This is a genomic window from Acetobacter aceti NBRC 14818 (assembly GCF_000193495.2).
In the GTDB taxonomy this organism is placed as follows: domain Bacteria; phylum Pseudomonadota; class Alphaproteobacteria; order Acetobacterales; family Acetobacteraceae; genus Acetobacter; species Acetobacter aceti.
The window spans coordinates 2,667,441-2,683,122 of the sequence record NZ_AP023410.1; the positions used below are offsets into that span (position 1 = coordinate 2,667,441).

17 protein-coding genes are annotated in these 15,682 nt (G+C 52.2%); 9 read left to right on the forward strand and 8 right to left on the reverse strand.

The genetic code is table 11. From position 1 onward, the window contains the following. The first annotated feature begins 29 nt into the window (after positions 1-29). Positions 30-962 (forward strand): ribose-phosphate pyrophosphokinase, encoded by a 933-nt coding sequence (locus EMQ_RS12280; RefSeq protein ID WP_010666553.1) that lies wholly within the window; start codon positions 30-32, stop codon positions 960-962. 19 nt (positions 963-981) lie between these two features. Further along, on the forward strand, positions 982-1,572 hold the full coding sequence (locus EMQ_RS12285) for a histidine phosphatase family protein (RefSeq protein WP_018307923.1): 591 nt from the start codon (positions 982-984) through the stop codon (positions 1,570-1,572). A gap of 15 nt (positions 1,573-1,587) precedes the next feature. On the opposite strand, the gene EMQ_RS12290 is transcribed toward EMQ_RS12285, so the two are convergent. Next, entirely contained in the window at positions 1,588-1,827 is a 240-nt protein-coding gene (locus EMQ_RS12290; protein ID WP_010669046.1) for a hypothetical protein, read from the reverse strand. 142 nt (positions 1,828-1,969) lie between these two features. On the opposite strand from EMQ_RS12290, the gene EMQ_RS12295 reads away from it, so the two are divergent. Together EMQ_RS12295 and acuI are read left to right on the forward strand one after the other, a co-directional pair. Continuing rightward, entirely contained in the window at positions 1,970-2,404 is a 435-nt protein-coding gene (locus tag EMQ_RS12295; RefSeq protein WP_010669047.1) for a CHRD domain-containing protein, read from the forward strand. A gap of 157 nt (positions 2,405-2,561) precedes the next feature. Beyond that, a complete protein-coding gene (gene acuI, locus EMQ_RS12300) occupies positions 2,562-3,545 on the forward strand; it encodes an acrylyl-CoA reductase (NADPH) (RefSeq protein WP_010667487.1) in 984 nt (327 codons plus the stop codon). A gap of 56 nt (positions 3,546-3,601) precedes the next feature. Here the strand turns inward: acuI and EMQ_RS12305 are convergent, their stop codons facing one another. Then, entirely contained in the window at positions 3,602-3,988 is a 387-nt protein-coding gene (locus EMQ_RS12305) for a RidA family protein (protein ID WP_018307922.1), read from the reverse strand. A 421-nt stretch (positions 3,989-4,409) separates the two neighbouring features. Here EMQ_RS12305 and EMQ_RS12310 point away from each other — a divergent pair, with 421 nt between their 5' ends. Continuing rightward, complete coding sequence (locus tag EMQ_RS12310) at positions 4,410-4,664, forward strand: hypothetical protein (RefSeq protein ID WP_187326318.1); 255 nt, start codon at positions 4,410-4,412, stop codon at positions 4,662-4,664. A 169-nt stretch (positions 4,665-4,833) separates the two neighbouring features. Here EMQ_RS12310 and EMQ_RS12315 read toward each other — a convergent pair whose 3' ends face one another. Continuing rightward, positions 4,834-5,712: an SDR family oxidoreductase gene (locus EMQ_RS12315; protein ID WP_010668299.1), complete on the reverse strand. Its 879-nt coding sequence runs from the start codon at positions 5,710-5,712 to the stop codon at positions 4,834-4,836. A 41-nt stretch (positions 5,713-5,753) separates the two neighbouring features. Further along, the gene (locus EMQ_RS12320; protein WP_018307921.1) at positions 5,754-7,709 is read right to left on the reverse strand and encodes an acyltransferase family protein; all 1,956 of its coding nucleotides are present in this window, start codon (positions 7,707-7,709) and stop codon (positions 5,754-5,756) included. 372 nt (positions 7,710-8,081) lie between these two features. On the opposite strand from EMQ_RS12320, the gene EMQ_RS12325 reads away from it, so the two are divergent. Then, complete coding sequence (locus EMQ_RS12325; RefSeq protein ID WP_162467792.1) at positions 8,082-8,606, forward strand: hypothetical protein; 525 nt, start codon at positions 8,082-8,084, stop codon at positions 8,604-8,606. A gap of 370 nt (positions 8,607-8,976) precedes the next feature. Beyond that, on the forward strand, positions 8,977-9,171 hold the full coding sequence (locus EMQ_RS12330; RefSeq protein WP_010666832.1) for a hypothetical protein: 195 nt from the start codon (positions 8,977-8,979) through the stop codon (positions 9,169-9,171). Positions 9,172-10,026: 855 nt separating this feature from the next. Here the strand turns inward: EMQ_RS12330 and EMQ_RS12335 are convergent. Together EMQ_RS12335 and EMQ_RS12340 are read right to left on the reverse strand one after the other, a co-directional pair. Beyond that, on the reverse strand, positions 10,027-12,459 hold the full coding sequence (locus EMQ_RS12335; protein WP_018307920.1) for a TonB-dependent receptor: 2,433 nt from the start codon (positions 12,457-12,459) through the stop codon (positions 10,027-10,029). A 297-nt stretch (positions 12,460-12,756) separates the two neighbouring features. Continuing rightward, complete coding sequence (locus EMQ_RS12340) at positions 12,757-12,966, reverse strand: hypothetical protein (protein WP_010666980.1); 210 nt, start codon at positions 12,964-12,966, stop codon at positions 12,757-12,759. A 127-nt stretch (positions 12,967-13,093) separates the two neighbouring features. On the opposite strand from EMQ_RS12340, the gene EMQ_RS12345 reads away from it, so the two are divergent. After that, the gene (locus EMQ_RS12345) at positions 13,094-13,756 is read left to right on the forward strand and encodes an aldehyde dehydrogenase family protein (protein ID WP_010666979.1); all 663 of its coding nucleotides are present in this window, start codon (positions 13,094-13,096) and stop codon (positions 13,754-13,756) included. 19 nt (positions 13,757-13,775) lie between these two features. On the opposite strand, the gene EMQ_RS12350 is transcribed toward EMQ_RS12345, so the two are convergent. Continuing rightward, the gene (locus EMQ_RS12350; protein WP_018307919.1) at positions 13,776-14,450 is read right to left on the reverse strand and encodes a LysR substrate-binding domain-containing protein; all 675 of its coding nucleotides are present in this window, start codon (positions 14,448-14,450) and stop codon (positions 13,776-13,778) included. Then, the gene (locus EMQ_RS17235; protein WP_231367930.1) at positions 14,392-14,664 is read right to left on the reverse strand and encodes a LysR family transcriptional regulator; all 273 of its coding nucleotides are present in this window, start codon (positions 14,662-14,664) and stop codon (positions 14,392-14,394) included. Before EMQ_RS17235 ends, EMQ_RS12350 begins: the two co-directional genes overlap by 59 nt. Positions 14,665-15,068: 404 nt before the next feature. Between EMQ_RS17235 and EMQ_RS12355 the strand changes: the two genes are divergently transcribed. Beyond that, positions 15,069-15,641 (forward strand): invasion associated locus B family protein, encoded by a 573-nt coding sequence (locus EMQ_RS12355; RefSeq protein ID WP_018307917.1) that lies wholly within the window; start codon positions 15,069-15,071, stop codon positions 15,639-15,641. The last annotated feature ends 41 nt before the right edge of the window (positions 15,642-15,682 follow it).

A 15,682-nucleotide genomic window follows, 5' to 3' on the forward strand; every position in this document is an offset into this window, starting at 1 on the left:
GTGGTGCAGTTTCACAGGAAAATCGGCAGATGAAGATCGTCGCTTGTAACAGCAACCTACCGCTCGCCGAAGCTGTAGCGGCTGAACTCAATATGTCGCTTTGCAACGCCTCCGTGCGACGCTTCGCCGACATGGAAGTCTTTGTCGAGATTTTCGAGAATGTGCGTGGTGAGGATGTGTTCGTTGTGCAGAGCACCTGCATGCCGACGAACGACAACCTCATGGAACTGCTGATCATGCTGGATGCGCTGCGGCGCGGTTCGGCCCGCCGGATCACGGCGGTCATGCCGTATTTCGGTTACGCCCGTCAGGACCGTAAATCCGGCCCCCGCACGCCGATCAGCGCCAAGCTGGTGGCGAACCTGCTGGTCGAGGCCGGCGCTGACCGCGTGCTGACTCTGGACCTGCACGCCATGCAGATTCAGGGCTTCTTCGACGTGCCCGTGGATAATCTCTATGCTGCGCCGCTGTTCGTACGCGACATCAAGGAGCGTTACGGCGACCGCGATCTGATGATCGTCTCGCCGGATGTTGGCGGCGTGGTGCGCGCGCGTCAGCTGGCGCAGCGCCTGAACACGGATCTCGCCATCATAGACAAGCGCCGCGAGCGCGCCGGTGTGTCCGAGGTCATGAATGTCATCGGTGACGTCAAAGGCCGTCACTGCCTGCTGGTCGATGATATCGTGGATAGCGGCGGCTCGCTCTGCAACGCGGCGCAGGCCATCATCGACAATGGCGCGGCGTCCGTCGGCGCTTATGTTACGCACGGCGTGCTGACAGGAAAGGCGGTCGAACGGATTGGCGCTTCTCCGATCGAGATGCTCACGCTGACCGACAGCATCAAGGCGACGGACGCTGTGAAAGCGGCTCACAATATCCGTCAGATCACGACAGCCGAACTGCTTGCACGCGCCATGCGCGCCGTGTCCGACGAGAGTTCCGTCTCGTCACTGTTTGACTGAGAAAGCAGAGGATCGCCTTGTGATTACCCCGACACGGTACTGGTATCTCCGTCATGGTGAGACGGACTGGAACAAACAGGGTCTGTCACAGGGCCGGACCGATATTCCTCTCAATGAGACCGGACTGGAGCAGGCGAGCAAGGCTGGTGGTCTGCTGGCTCAGAAAGCGCTGGGTGAGCTGCGGATCAGCCGGATTGTCTCTTCCCCGTTGGCCCGCGCCCTGCGTACGGCGGAGGTTGCGGCTGATGCGCTGAAGGAACGCTACGGCGTTCGTCCGGTGCTCACCATGGATGTGGGACTGGAAGAGGTCTGCTTCGGTGAGCAGGAAGGTTGCCCGATGGGCGAGTGGTATGATGACTGGGTCGAGGGGCTTTACACCCCTCCCGGCGCTGAGCCCTTCGCGTTTCTGCGTGACCGCGCCGTCGCCGCCCTGAACAGGGCACTGAGCGGGCAGGGCACCGTGCTGGTAGTCGCCCACGGTGCGCTGTTCCGCGCTTTGCGGTCAGCCATGCACCTTCCGGCGAATGTCCGGCTTCCGAACGCCATTCCGCTTGTGGCGGAACCGCCGGAAGTGGCAGAAACGCCCTGGACTCTGAAACAGTTCGCTTAAAAAAGACCGCTCTGGTCAGCCGAACAGATCGACGGCTGCGGATTTTACAGCTTTTCCGTCCTTGCCCGCGCTGCTTTTTGTGAGCACGTTCCCTGTGGCGTCCAGACCGATCGAAAGGCCGCCGCCATGAGACCGCTGGCCGGTCGCATTGATGTTGGTGTCGGCCATTTTGGCTGGTGCTGCGGAAGTGCGGCCACGATGCTGGAGAGCCAGCAGGGCGTAGCTGGAGCCGCTCAGGGACGCTGAACTCGTCATGGCGTATGTCCTTCAATAAATCGCTTCGACCGTACGACGGGAGTGTTAGCGCACGGTAAATTTATGAGAGCCATCAAACAGAGCCTATTCTCCGGCGTTAGGCTCTGTGTCCTAATCGGATCATGAACCGGAGATTTGCCAGATGACTTTCAAAAAAACGATCAGGAGCGCCTTTCTGGCCTCTGCTGTTTTTACCGCCTCGTTCTCCATGGCGTCCGCTGCGGAGATGGACGGAATGTTCATGGGAAATTTCTCACCTGAACACGGAACAAAATCCCACCCGAAAGGTATGGTCGACGCCACCCTCGATTCCAAGACGCATGAGCTGACCTACAGCATCCAGTGGTCCGGTCTTTCAGGGCCAGTCAGCGTGGCCCACTTTCACGGCCCGGCCAACTTCGATCAGGATGCTGGCGTCATTGCGCCTATTGACGGTCCTTATACCAGCCCGCTGAAAGGCAAGGTCAAGCTGGACGACAAGCAGGTTGAGGAGCTTGAAGCTGGGAAAATATATGTAAACCTGCACACTGCCGCGCATCCCAACGGTGAAGCCAGGGCGCAACTGATCAAAAACTGATCATCTGAAGAACCATAGAGAAGCGCAGAGCCGGTGGGGTTAGCGTGAGGCGGTATTGATGAGCGGGTCTGGCGCACGGTGCTGCACCGGCCCGCTTTTCATCTGCATGAAGCATCCTCTGAGCAGCCAGTCCGGCAGGATAGCGAGGGCCTGTAGAATGTTTGATGCTGTCATCATTGAAAAAAACGACGGACAACAAACCGCGTCTTTTCGGCAGATTGCTCAGGACCAGTTGCCTGCGGGTGACGTGCTGGTGAAGGTCGAATGGTCCACCCTCAACTACAAGGACGCCCTCGCCATCACCAGCAAGGGACCGATCGTGAAATCCTGGCCGATGGTGCCGGGCGTGGATTTTTCCGGCACGGTCGTGGAATCCCGGTCGTCCGATTTTCAACCCGGCGACAGGGTCCTGCTCAACGGCTGGGGGGTGGGCGAAAAACACTGGGGCGGTCTCGCCGGTCTGGCGCAGGTCAGTAGTGAATGGCTGATAGCGCTTCCGGCTGCGTTCTCCTCCCGACAGGCCATGATTCTCGGCACGGCAGGCTATACGGCCATGCTTTGTGTCATGGCGCTGGAAAAGGCCGATGTGAAGCCTGCCGATGGGCCGGTTCTGGTGACGGGAGCATCCGGTGGTGTGGGCAGTATCGCCGTGATGCTGCTCTCTGAACTGGGCTATGAGACCGTGGCTGTCACGGGACGCATGGCGGAAAAGGACTATCTCGAAAGTCTTGGCGCCAGTCGCGTAATCGGTCGTGAGCTGTTTACACAGAAGACGCGTCCTCTGGAAAAAGCTGAATGGGCTGGTGCGATTGATGTCGTTGGTGGGCAGGTGCTGGCATCGGTCTGCGCGGCCATCCGTCAGCGCGGTGCTGTAGCCGCGTGCGGTCTTGCCGGCAGCATGGATCTGCCTTTGACCGTTGCGCCCTTTATCCTGCGCGGGGTGAGCCTGCTCGGGATCGACAGCGCGCTCTGTCCCCGTGAACAGCGGATCAGGGCATGGGATCGGCTTGCCGGTCTGATCGATGTGACGCGTCTGGAGGATGTGGTCAGTGAATATCCGCTCTCGCAGGCCATCGAGGCGGCACATGCGCTGATGGATGGTAAAACACGAGGGCGGATCCTGATCAACGTCGCAGGGTAGGGTCTTATTGAGACCAGTCCCCTCCTGAAGATGTTTAAGGAAATCGCGTCTGTATATCAGCCGATAACGGCGATTCCCGTTATTTCCACTTTCCAGCTTGGGTCCGCCAGCTTTGCTTCGACCGTGGCGCGGGCTGGTTTATTGTCACGATCCAGCCAGGCGTCCCATGCGCGGTTCATGGCCGCCATATCATTGATGTCGGCAAGGAAGATCTGCACGGACAGAAGGTTGCTCTTGCTGGTGTCCGCCTCGGCCAGAAGTGCGTCGATCTGACGCAGGATATCGGCAGTCTGTCCCTCGGCGTCGAGGGTTGCATCATCGGCAGTCTGTCCCTCGGCGTCGAGGGTTGCATCATCGGCAACCTGTCCGGCGAGATAGACCATATTTCCACAGACGGAAGCTCCACTAAGACGTTCTTCCGGTGCGAGGCGCTTGATGGTCATGAAATGTCCTTTTGCTAAGTATCTGGTTTTTCGAGATTATGATGAGTTTCGCTGTCGTGAATAGTGTAAAATCTTTCAAGAAGATAAAAAATTTTATCTGAATATTTGAAATAATACGCTGACTATAAAATTTTTCTTTGGGTGTTGGTTTTCTGATCCATAGTAAAGGATTTCTATTGGGACAGGAAATGTCAGAAAATTTGTTTAATATTTTACGTCTGAACATGGCTTCTAATGGTTGCCTGATGCATAATTCCTGAACAATGCTGCCATGCAGGAAAAGCCTAGGCGTGTATTTTTCTGAGGTAATTAGGCGCTTCTTTTGATCTTTGTATCATGACGTTTCTTTCCGTTACATGTTTGCCATCCTCTTAACCCGAATGAGGATTACTTCATGTCGTCATTCACACAGGAGATGAATATGAAAAAGCTTCTACTTATCGCTGCCGCTCTGACCCTCAGCACACCGATGATTGCTCACGCTGAGAACAATGATCAGGGTGGATACAACCACCAGAATGGTGACGAGCGTCACGATGACCGTCACGACGATCGCCACGATGAGAACAATGCTGGTGATCAGAATGGTAAAGACCACCACAAGAATGAAGGCAAGCATCACAAGCACGACGGCAAGCACGGTGAAGAGCATCGTGATGACAACAGCAACAACTAATCCCTGCTGATCGGTTGTCTGGCGGGACGGCTTTCATAGCCGTCCCGTTTTTTATGTACGGTAACCAGTCATTTTCATCTGAACTGTGGACGACCGGCTTGTGCGCACTCTCCGGATAATACGCCGTATAGAGTGTACCGGCTTCGGAAGGGTTTCGTATCTGCACGGATTATTTTCGGAATACTCGGGACAGTCCTTCCTGAAGAGATATGGGCGTTACACCAAGTTTTTGCTTCATGGGTGTAATATCAAAGTCTTTGTTCTCCGTCAGTCGACGGATTTCAGCGTCTTCAATCCGGGGAACACCAGGAAGTTTGCGCAGCACATATGCCGCTATTCTGATGCACCAGTCCGGAACGGAAATGATGCGTAATTTTCTCGATTGAGAAAACTGGGCGATCATGCTGACAAATTGTCTGTATGTGACGGCTTCGGGACCAGCAATAACCAGAGTTTCCGGTCCTTTGATCACACCTGACACGATCAGGGGAATGGCGGCGACAACGCTGCGCGTGACGTCCCCTTGCTCAATGGGCTGCACAAGAAAACGTCCTCCGTCAGGTAAGGGAACGACAGGAAGTTTCTTTAAAAGATCTGCCAGACGCTGGACATTGTTTTCACCCTGCGCACCGTAAATCATCGTCGGGTGTAAAAGCAGGGAGGGTCTTCCATCTTCTCTGAGGGCGTGTTCCCCAGCAAGAACACCGTTGCCGTGAGCATCCGGCCAGCGTGTGAACTTTCTGGTGCTGCCCAATGCCACAACAGGAACAGGCGTGACGGCAAGGATAGAGGGGAGATGGCGTGCATGCGCGGTATTGACGACAATATCAGCATCCTTCAGGGTCTCGGAAAGACGATCGGGATCTGTAAGGTCCGCTTCCCTGACGGCTGAACAGTGCCGGTCGAGCTCTGGAGAAAGATTCTTCCTGTTCCTGACAACAGCAATCACTTTATAGCCTTCATTGAGAAGACTGTGACACAGGACTGAACCTGACCGGCCACTCGCCCCGATAACGGCGATCTTCACGTCAGAAGCTGAAATCTGCATTTTATATCCAGTCAGTGTTGATGCCTGTGTCGCGGCGGGTGTTACGGTGCAGGCGCTATCAGAATGTCATCCAGTCGGGATGTGAGAGTCTGTGTGAAATCGGGCCGCAGATGCATCTGATCTGCAAATTTCGGTGTGCCATCATTCATCAACGGAAAACAGGTCTCGGCTGATCCGCAGATCTCCTGTGTCGTATCCAGTGTGGAACTGCCGGTATCCTGAGCGATGCCCATCAGAAAAGCTGTCATTGCTGCGTGTTCAGCTCTCATGGGAGCAACAGGAATACCATTCTGCAAGGCGTCCTTGTCCAGACTCAAATGCGTAAAATGCCGTGTTACCATATGGGCGGGATCGAAACGAGTGCTGATGGGAGTTGGCAAGATGAAAACGATCTTGCGTTTTCCATGTGCCGACAGAGTTCTTAGTCTTTCTTCCGCCCTGATTTTTTTAGCAGGCCACTCTGGCGGAGGTCCGAAAACCCGTTCCCAGAGTGCGCCCATGACAATTGTATGCACGGACCACTTCGCCAGAATACGATCCTGAACCTCAGACATCGCATTGCAATAGGTAAAACCTTTTGCCGGCTTTTCGACTGGCAAAGGAGCGCAACTCGGTCCTGATATGAAAATGACTGTCTGTTTCAGGCGACCTTGTGCAAACAGGGCATCCACACGCGGTCCCCACTGGAACAGAAGGCTGTCGCCTGTGAACAGGATGGCGTTTGCTGGATCGGAGCCGATGATACCAACCGTTAGCCCCTGTATATGCTCGACATGCATATGCTGTGTAATCGGAAAAATACCGTCCTGTTCGGCGAGATTTATTTTTTCAAGATTGATTCCGGGTGTGTCGCTTCCCAGCGCCGTTCTGTGTCCGGGCCATGCCCGCAGGGTCAGTCCCAATATGGCAGTGACCGCCAGTGCGGAAAGAAGACCGATAACAGTGCGTCGTTCGGGTGTTTTCCATCGCAGAGGAACCTCGACGAAACGTGTGGTCAGGGCAGCAAGTATCAGGGATAGCGTGATGATCGCATATCCCGTGCTTCTGTGTGTGTGACTGACGCCATGAACAAGATGCTCATACGCGATGAGCGGCCAATGCCAGAGATAGAGCGGATAACTGATGGACCCCAGCCATCTTGCCGGAGGGGCGGCTAATATATAGCGCGCCAACCAAGTTTCAGGACCAGCAGCGATCAGCAGAGCAGCACCTGATACTGGAAAAAGTGCAGTAGGAGAGGGGAAAAACCAGTCCTGCCTGAGCTGGAACACGGCAACCACAAGACAGAATAGTCCTGCCCCGCTCCCTATCGTACGCCAGCGGAGAGATAATCTTTCGAGTTTACGTCCTCCGAGAACGAGACCCGCTCCCGCCATGAACTCCCATATGCGGGAAAATGGCAGGTAGAAATCTGCCGCTGGAGCAAAAAATGCGCAGGTCAGTCCTATAGCGAAAGAGATCAGTCCCGTGACAAGAGTCACTTTGGTCAGAGAAAATACCTTGCTGCGAGAGAAAGCAATAAGGGCAGGCCAGAAGAGATAGAACTGTTCTTCAACACCGAGGGACCAGAGATGCAGCAAAGGCTGGAGACTGGCTGCCCGGTCGAAATACCCTTGTGTCTGCCATGAAAAAATATTGGATAGAAAGGTCGCGCCAGCAAAACAGGCCATACCGAGCGTACTGATTTCATTGGGTAGCAAAAACAACAGTCCGGCACCGACTGTAGCCAGTAGCACACAGAGAAGTGCGGGAGCGAGACGACGCACGCGCCGGGTATAGAATGAAACAAAACTGATTTCACGGTGACTGATCTGACGTGTGATCAGAAATCCGGAGATGACGAAAAATACGTCCACACCGCAGAAGCCACCGGGAAGCCAGCGGGGAAAGACATGGTACACCACCACCGCGATGACCGCGAAAGCGCGCAGACCATCGATATCTCCACGATAGGAGGATGGATTGATTTTGCTCTCTAATGGCGGACTTGCACTCATTCAGCAGTTAATAGCGTATGGTGGGTGGCCAGTTAAGCCGGTGGATATCCGGATATGAGTGTTTACGAGTATCTACAGGCGTTCAACTGCGCCAGACCACAGGAAGAGTTGCCGCCGCCGCTTAACGCATTGGACTGATTGCATAATAAAACAGGTGGGTGAGGTCAGCCACACCGTTAATCAATGGGCGCTCCATTTGAAATCAGACTGACGGACATCATCTGATAATTCTTCGCTCTCTATCATCTTTAGAAATCGGCTGCCATTGGGTGAGGACTGTCCTGTCCGGTTACATCTGGCAGCAGGTCAGTGATTTCAGAGACGCCGATGTTCTGCTGGCTGATCTTTCCGGTGAAACAGAGGAAGTCATCGGTGACAGGGAATACGACAGCAACCAGATCAGACAGTCTTTCGCAGGACGGAACATTGCCGCCTGTATTCCGCCTAAGAAAAACCGGAAATCAGGACTCCCTTACGACTGGCATCTTTATAAAAAAACACCACATGCTTGCAAAGCTCAAGGACTGGCGACGTGTCGCAACACGATACGACCACTGCGCTCGTACCTTCATGTCTGCAATTCACATTGCAGCATACTTTATCTACTATCTTAAAGAATGTGTCCTGAGCCTAGGCGGACTAATGGCGATTCGACATGATCTCGCTCTGGAGCGCATCCAGATTCTGGTTTGGATGGCGCAGGTGGCAGAGTGGGTCATGCAGGAAGCTGTGCCCGACATCGACGGACATATCAAACTGAGCGCAGATATGCGGTATGTCGGTCAAAATTACGAATTGTCGGTGGACGTACCTGATGCGGGTAAGACCGTTACAGAACAGTCGGTGAATACGATGGTCCGGAATTCATTGTGGGGCACAAAATGCAATATGGTTTAGCATCCGAGACTGATCCGGTGCGGTCCGAAAGGACGTGAGAAGATCTGGAAACACGAGCACGCCGCCGTTTCAGCTGTATTATAGCTTTTCATGAGACTTTGACTTTTTAGGTAAGTATTTATAGATACCAAAGCGAAAAATTTGCGATTATATAGGTTATTGTCACGATCATTGCGCCTGCCATCAATTCACATAGTGTAAAACTGCGATTGACCGAAAAAGCCATTTTTGTCACGGAAATATTCAGATATTTCGTTCCAATGATTAAATTTCGAAAACTGGTGATTGAGACACGGTGAATGCTCCCGCATAGCACAAGTCAAAAGCCAAAGAAAAAGGATGGAGTGCGCCGACAGGAGAGTTCCTCAGTATGGAAGTAATTGTGGTCATGACAATGGAGCGAGGAATCAGCAATGCTCCGGTTATACTGGTTGTATACAGTAGGGATGACGCCGCATTGCCGATAATGTTGGCGGATAGAAAGATCGTGGCTTTAAAGGCCATTGTCGCGGATGTACTCGCCAGAGCGTTGCAGTCAGAGGCAGAACAAGGCAACCAGCAGTAAGAAAACTGATATGTAAAAACTGGTATGCCATGGTGTGATGAAAACCTGAAGAATTATCATGAAACCTAAATTTTTTGTTCTACAGAAAAAGTTTTTTAATATTCCTGTGATCGTTGTCTGCCAGTTTAGATAAAGCAAGAGCTGCTGAAAGCAGTATGGCGACAGTAAATGACAGGACAAGAAATATTGTGGGATTCAGGGCATGCAGTGCATAGCACTGTTCCGTAGATGGCTACTATTACTCTCTTGTTTTCATGATTGTTGTCTTTTCCTGTTGATGGCTTTTGTGACTGACTGTCATATCGAAAAAAAATCCAATGGTTTCGATGTTGGAAAAGGACAGAAATAAATTCCGAACCAAAGACGAGGTCTGCCACCCGTAGACGGTGCGATAGACTGAAAAAGGCAATTGTGGTTTTCGCAATGACAGGAGAATGTCTGACCTGCCGCGGATCAGGGCAAGTGAGACAAGAAAGGCAGAGAATTCATTTCCTTTAGCTGTCGATTTCCATAAAACGGATCGGGAGATTGATGACAGTAACAACAATATTGGGGGCGATAACAGTCGTATCAAAAAAGAAGACGCGAGTAGCCTAGTTTATTGCAGGGAGTCTGATAACTCCGATCAGGATAGCAGAGATTTCCGATATACCAAGCGTAATCTGTGATGGGAATTTTTCAGGAGCAACACAGTTTCCAACCATTGTCGTCACAATCATGCGGCAGACAACAAACTCTCTGAAAGTGGGAGTAAAGATATTCCCTATCGATTGCTGCTAAGAAATCAGAAGTTTTTCAATTTGACAGACGATCAACTTATCAATTTTTTCGAATGGCCGCCTGTCATTATTGAGTTCAGAAGTCCGCTTTGATAGATCCGAAAGCAGTCCGAGGCATGCCAAGTAGCATTGACTGGTAACTGTAGCCGCTTGATGAATCAAGCGGATTTCCGTTTTCACCCATAGTCGCAATGTAAGTCTGGTTTGTGATGTTATTCAGGTTGAAGGCCAATGTCAGTCCTTTAACGAAACCGCCAAGGGGAGGGGAATGGTCTGCTGGTTTCTTGACGTGCCACTGAAGGCCCAGGTTTGCAAGCCAGTAACCTGGCGCATGAAGTTCTCCAGAATAATCGTAGTTTCTGTGGCTAAGATAATTCCCCTCGATGTAGAAACTCAGGCTGCGCCAGTCGTAGGCGAGATTGGCCTTATACATGAAGCGGGGATAATTGACGACCTGCTGGCCTTTTGTCCGGTATATAGTTCCCTGCTGCGTGATATTATTATCATAAACAGCATGATTGTAGCTTATGCTGTTGGAGATGGACAGATTGCGGACAGGACGGATCACGAACTGGACGTCCACACCGTTCATTGTCACGCTACCAACATTCGCAACCGCTGACACCGGATTGATGACAGGGCCGGATGTGATCTGCTGCAGACGATTGAAGAAGTTTGTGCGGTAAGCATAGACTGATGCATCCATCAGACGATCGGAATAACGATAGCCTATTGCATAGGTCCAGTCTTTTTCAGGGCGAATGGACCCACGACTTGCATCGTAGGCGGCCTGTGTTACCGCAAAAGGAGATGCTGAAAGCTTATACCCTGATTCCATGTAGTTGCGGGCATTTTCAGAGATATCAATAAAAATCTCATGATTTTTCAGGAAGCGATAATCGACGCCGATATGCGGCAGAAATGCTTTTGCTGTTGTGAGACTTTCACCGGAAGTAATGTCTCCTGCCGAGGTGTCGTAATAAGCAGTGCTCAGATAGCCATCGCCAACACGTTGTGTGGACAGCAGTGACTTGAATCCGAAATGCAGGGCAAGATTCTGAATAGGACGGTAGGTGTCATTAACGAACGCGGTAAACGTGTTTGAATTATAGTTCTGATTGAAGATTTCTGCGAACGGATTGGACTGATGTTGAAGAGGGTTGACGAGATTTCCCATAATCTGACCATTGACGACACTGGGCTGCTGATAGGCATACATTGGTGACTGGTAAGAGTTGTTTTCGTACCAGATGCCCATACCGATATGATTGCGGGCAATGTCATAGGTCAGTTTCGACAGAATACCGAAGCGACGGAAAGATGGTTCTTTCATGAGTTCGCTTAGAGGGGACCCGTTGGGCGAGGAAAAATAAGGCGAAGTCCAGCCGGTCTGCTGTAGATCGGCATGACCATAGGCGGTCGTGACCCACTTTAATCGGTCCGTCAGGGCAAGATCAGACTTCACATAGCCCATGAAACCGTGTTCATTGGTCGGGCTATCATAATAAGAGGCATCTTCCGGATCAGATAATTTGTTGTAACCACTAGGATAGATTCCTTTCGCGGCATTGACGGCGGCAAGATATCCGCTGGCCTTTCCATTGTAGTAGTTGTCTATCTTGTTGCCGAGTTTCTGTAAAATTTCAGGTGACATGTCCTGATATTCATAGGAATGCAGGTCATAATAATTAAAGTAGGTAGAAAGAGAACTGTTTTCGGCGATCGGCTGAATCAGTTTTGCGCTAGCCTGCTGCGAAAACTGTTCTCCGAAGCCTTTCCACTTCTGCTGGTCATTTCGAACATAGGAAACATAGAAGCGGGTACCTGTCGAGTTCAGGTCGCCGCTGTCAACGCGAACATAGGTATGATAGTTGGAGTAACTGCCGAAGCCCTGCTGGACTGATGCACCCAGTTTATGGGCCGGATCAATGGTACGATAGGCGAGAGAACCACCGAGATTGTTGCTGGCAGCAACTTCTTCTGCGCCGGCTGACTGGGAAACATCAATGCCGGCGACGTTTTCCGGTGCTGTCGCTATAGTCGGATTCACACCATTGTAGTTACGGTAAGTGATTTCACCCAGAGGCATGTCGTCGAGTGTTATACCGAGATCTGATTGGGAGAAGCCATGCATGAAGATCTGGGTTGACCAGGTGGAAGTGCCCTGGGCATCTGCGGACTGGAAGTTGATGCCTGGAGACTGGTTGAGAGCCGCCAGAGGATTCATTCCGGGGGCGAGGCGTTCGATGGAGGCCTTGGAGACAAGGATATGCGCAGGTGGGCTACGGCGTCGCACGGAAACGGAAAGTGCTTCTGTTCCCTTGGCCTGCGTGGCGGTCGTCGCGTGCTTGCGATGTGTGGCTGAAACTGAGCTTTTAGCTTGCGCCGCTGACGCTGTATTTGAACTTTTCCCCGCTGTGCGTGCAACCGCCTGCGAAGAAAGGGGGATTTCATAAGAAACTATGGTCGTAACAAGAAGAGAAAAAGGAAAGGCAATTTTCTTTTTCATTGCGTGATTGACCCTTCGAGGACGAAAGCAAGATCCGGTAAAAGCTGTTTCGATCTATTGAATATCGTATACGCTATCATTCTCGTTATGGTATCGCAATAAAGTAAGCCGGAAATCGATGTGGCTTTTCAAGACTATTTTGGGGAAGGGAAGATGTGGAAAAAATAAAAAACAATAAGTTATGGAATTTTTTCCAGTATTTATTTTATTACTTTATCGATATGAGTTGGTTGGTGTTGCCTCAATGTCACACTGTATTTGCTGCGTGGAGAATAGCAGCCGACAAAAATTAATCTTTCATTTTTTGGAAGGGTTTGTCGCCAGCGGATATTCCATATCACTGGTAAGATCTTTTCGGGTTTGAGAGATATGGGTATGTACTGATTTCCGGAGTGCCTCAATATCCCGCTTCAGCCATAGATCAAGAAGTATTCCATGCTCTTTTGTCGCCCGTTTACGGTGGGAATGGTGTTCCAGATAGAGCAGAACATACCGTTCGGCAATCATGTGAAGCCGTTCCGGTATGCTGTATGACAGATCACCAGTTCCCGGTTTCATGAGTGCGAGATAGAATGCGTGGTTGCAATCTCCCCATTGTTAGGTGAAGATTTCTACGATTCCTCGAGATTTTTCAGTGCTTCACGAGCTGCATTCCGGTCGGCATCTCAATGCGTCCATTGTCGCTCCCTCTGCCGATCTTGAGATGACGCTGAGAGCAGTGGCCTTTGGCGCGATGGGCACGGCGGGACAACGCTGCACGACGCTTCGTCGTCTGATTGCGCATATATCAGTCTATGATCGACTGATTCCGAGATTGAAGCAGATTTATGCCGCTATTCAGGTTGGCAATCCACTCGAAGTAGGGTCGCTGGTGGGTCAGTTGGTTGATGAAGCTGCATTTATTGCCATGCAGGCCAGTCTTGAGGCCGCCAGAAAGGCGGGTGGCATCGTGCATGGGGGCGAGCGCGTTCTGGTGAACGGCGAAGGGTCTTTTTGCGTGCGTCCAGCGCTGATGGAGATGACGGTGCAGAAAGGGCCTGTTATTGAAGAAATTTTTGCCTCGATCCTCTATGTTCTGAAGTATGATACGCCAGAAGAGGCTATCGCTCTCCAGAACAATGTCGCTCAGGGTCTCTCTTCATCTCTCTTCAGCAATGACATGCGGGAAGTGGAAGGCTATCTGTCTGCGGCCGGTTCGGATGCCTGGAAAGGTTATATGCGCCGTCAGACAAACACGATCAATTACGGTCTTTCCCTGCCTCTCGCTCAGGATGTCAAATTCGACGTCAGTTCCTGACGGGAAGCCGGGCGGGTGATTACGGAATGCTCCCGTCCTGCTCTTCCAGCCACGTCCGAAAACGGGCGAGTGGGTCGTAATGCGAGCGATGGCAGGGCCAGACAGGATAATAGGCTTCGTCATCCTGCGTTTCGAAGGCGTCGCCAATCTGGACGAGACTGTCCGTTTCGAGGGCGTGGTGAACCATGATCTCCGGTAGAAGATCGATTCCGGATTCTGCAATCACAATCTGTGAAATGATGAAATACTGATCGCATAGCATGCCGTGGACGTTCGTGGCGTCCACCCCCTGAGTGTTGAACCATCGTTCCCAGGCATTCGGGCGGGAGACGAGGTGGAGCAGCGGTGCCTTGAGAAGACCGGCAGGCTCCGTGAAGTCATAGCGTTTGAAAAGAGACGGTGCGCAGACAGGTAATGTCTGCTCCCGAGCGATCAACTGCGTTTCCGTTCCGGGCCAGTCGGGGATACCGAAGTTTACGGCGGCGTCAAAGATTTCCGTAATGAAATCAAAAGCGGATGTTCGTGTGAAAAGATTGACGGTGACTTCAGGATTTTTCGTCGTGAAATCAGCAAGGCGGGCGGCGAGCCAGAGACCGCCAAATGTGGGCGGTACAGCAAGATTCAGTGTGCCGCCATCAGGAGCGGCCCGAAGGCCCAGCGTGGCGGTCGCAGGCCTCCCGTATTTCGTGCGCATAGGCTTCTCCAGCCACGGTCAGGCGGACTGTCTGTCTTTCCCTTGCAAAAAGCCTGGCACCCAGTTGCTCTTCCTGCAGACGGATCTGGCGACTGATCACACTCTGCGTCAGATGCTGTTTCAGGGCTGCGGCAGTAAAATTCTGATGGCGAGCAGCGGCTTCGAAAGTGCAGAGAAGGAAAATTGAAGGGAGAAACCGTCTCGCATAAGCCATCTCAGTCCGCTTTCCTGTTGATTCTGTCTTCAGATTCAGGGACAGGTTGCATGACTTTGAGGCAGAAGATGACCCTTGTCGGGATCTGGGTTGCGGACATGAGCGTGTGAGTACGCCGGTCGTGTCTGGCGGCAACATGTCGCCAGTTTTCCAGTAGAGAAAGTAGCAATGAGCTGCGATTCTCATCTGGTCAGGAAGGGAGGATTTTTCCTCCATTCAGTTTATAGGTTTTGCGAGTCAGGCAATAAACCTGCTCTGTGTGTTTAAATTGACACAATATTTCATAATTTGTTTGTCGGCATGGAATCTCCGGATTGTTTGCCTTAATTTCCTTAACAAAAGTTAACGGAGTGTGTCTTTTGTTATTGAACATCAGAACCCTTTTGACACTGTCGGTTTTATCTATGGCGGTTGGTGTTGGTCCTGCGCTGGCGGCGACGGGCAAGCCTGCGGCTCCTGCGACCTCACAGCCGCAGGCTTCTCCGACGACGCTGACGGGCACGTCGGGTCCGTGGAACTATCGCTGTGTGTTTCCGGGCGCGAACGTGACGACTTCGCCGGTGCTGTGCGTGATGGAGCAGTCGCTTGCCATGCAGGACGCCCAGAAGAAGACCGTGCCGCTGGGTGCCGTGATCTTTGCGCGCGCGCAGGTGGACAACAAAACCCCGCTTTCCGGTCGTCCTTGGCGTCTGACGGTTGAGACCCCTCTGGGTCTGTCGCTGAAAACCCAGCCGCGTGTGGCGGCCGATAAGGGCGCGCCGTTGACGCTCGTCTGGCAGAGCTGCGTGTCGACCGGCTGTCTGGCGTCGGCGGATCTGACGGATGATCAGGTTAAATACCTGCGCCACGCGAAACAGGGTCATATCATGGCGGACAAGCTGGCTGGCGGCGTGCTGACCATCAACTTTGACCTGCTGGGCGCCGATGATGGACTAAAGGCGCTGGACGGCTGGATTTCTCCGGGCACGTCTCACTGAACTTTTTAGTCCTGTTCTATCGTTTTTCTGTCTGATTGCCG

Coding starts and splice junctions, on each gene's coding strand:
- EMQ_RS12280 (WP_010666553.1), top strand. CDS start 30: ATGAAGATCGTCGCTTGTAACAGCAACCTACCGCTCGCCGAAGCTGTA.
- EMQ_RS12290 (WP_010669046.1), bottom strand. CDS start 1,827: ATGACGAGTTCAGCGTCCCTGAGCGGCTCCAGCTACGCCCTGCTGGCT.
- EMQ_RS12295 (WP_010669047.1), top strand. CDS start 1,970: ATGACTTTCAAAAAAACGATCAGGAGCGCCTTTCTGGCCTCTGCTGTT.
- acuI (WP_010667487.1), top strand. CDS start 2,562: ATGTTTGATGCTGTCATCATTGAAAAAAACGACGGACAACAAACCGCG.
- EMQ_RS12305 (WP_018307922.1), bottom strand. CDS start 3,988: ATGACCATCAAGCGCCTCGCACCGGAAGAACGTCTTAGTGGAGCTTCC.
- EMQ_RS12310 (WP_187326318.1), top strand. CDS start 4,410: ATGAAAAAGCTTCTACTTATCGCTGCCGCTCTGACCCTCAGCACACCG.
- EMQ_RS12315 (WP_010668299.1), bottom strand. CDS start 5,712: ATGCAGATTTCAGCTTCTGACGTGAAGATCGCCGTTATCGGGGCGAGT.
- EMQ_RS12320 (WP_018307921.1), bottom strand. CDS start 7,709: ATGAGTGCAAGTCCGCCATTAGAGAGCAAAATCAATCCATCCTCCTAT.
- EMQ_RS12330 (WP_010666832.1), top strand. CDS start 8,977: ATGGAAGTAATTGTGGTCATGACAATGGAGCGAGGAATCAGCAATGCT.
- EMQ_RS12335 (WP_018307920.1), bottom strand. CDS start 12,459: ATGAAAAAGAAAATTGCCTTTCCTTTTTCTCTTCTTGTTACGACCATA.
- EMQ_RS12340 (WP_010666980.1), bottom strand. CDS start 12,966: ATGATTGCCGAACGGTATGTTCTGCTCTATCTGGAACACCATTCCCAC.
- EMQ_RS12350 (WP_018307919.1), bottom strand. CDS start 14,450: ATGCGCACGAAATACGGGAGGCCTGCGACCGCCACGCTGGGCCTTCGG.
- EMQ_RS17235 (WP_231367930.1), bottom strand. CDS start 14,664: ATGGCTTATGCGAGACGGTTTCTCCCTTCAATTTTCCTTCTCTGCACT.
- EMQ_RS12355 (WP_018307917.1), top strand. CDS start 15,069: ATGGCGGTTGGTGTTGGTCCTGCGCTGGCGGCGACGGGCAAGCCTGCG.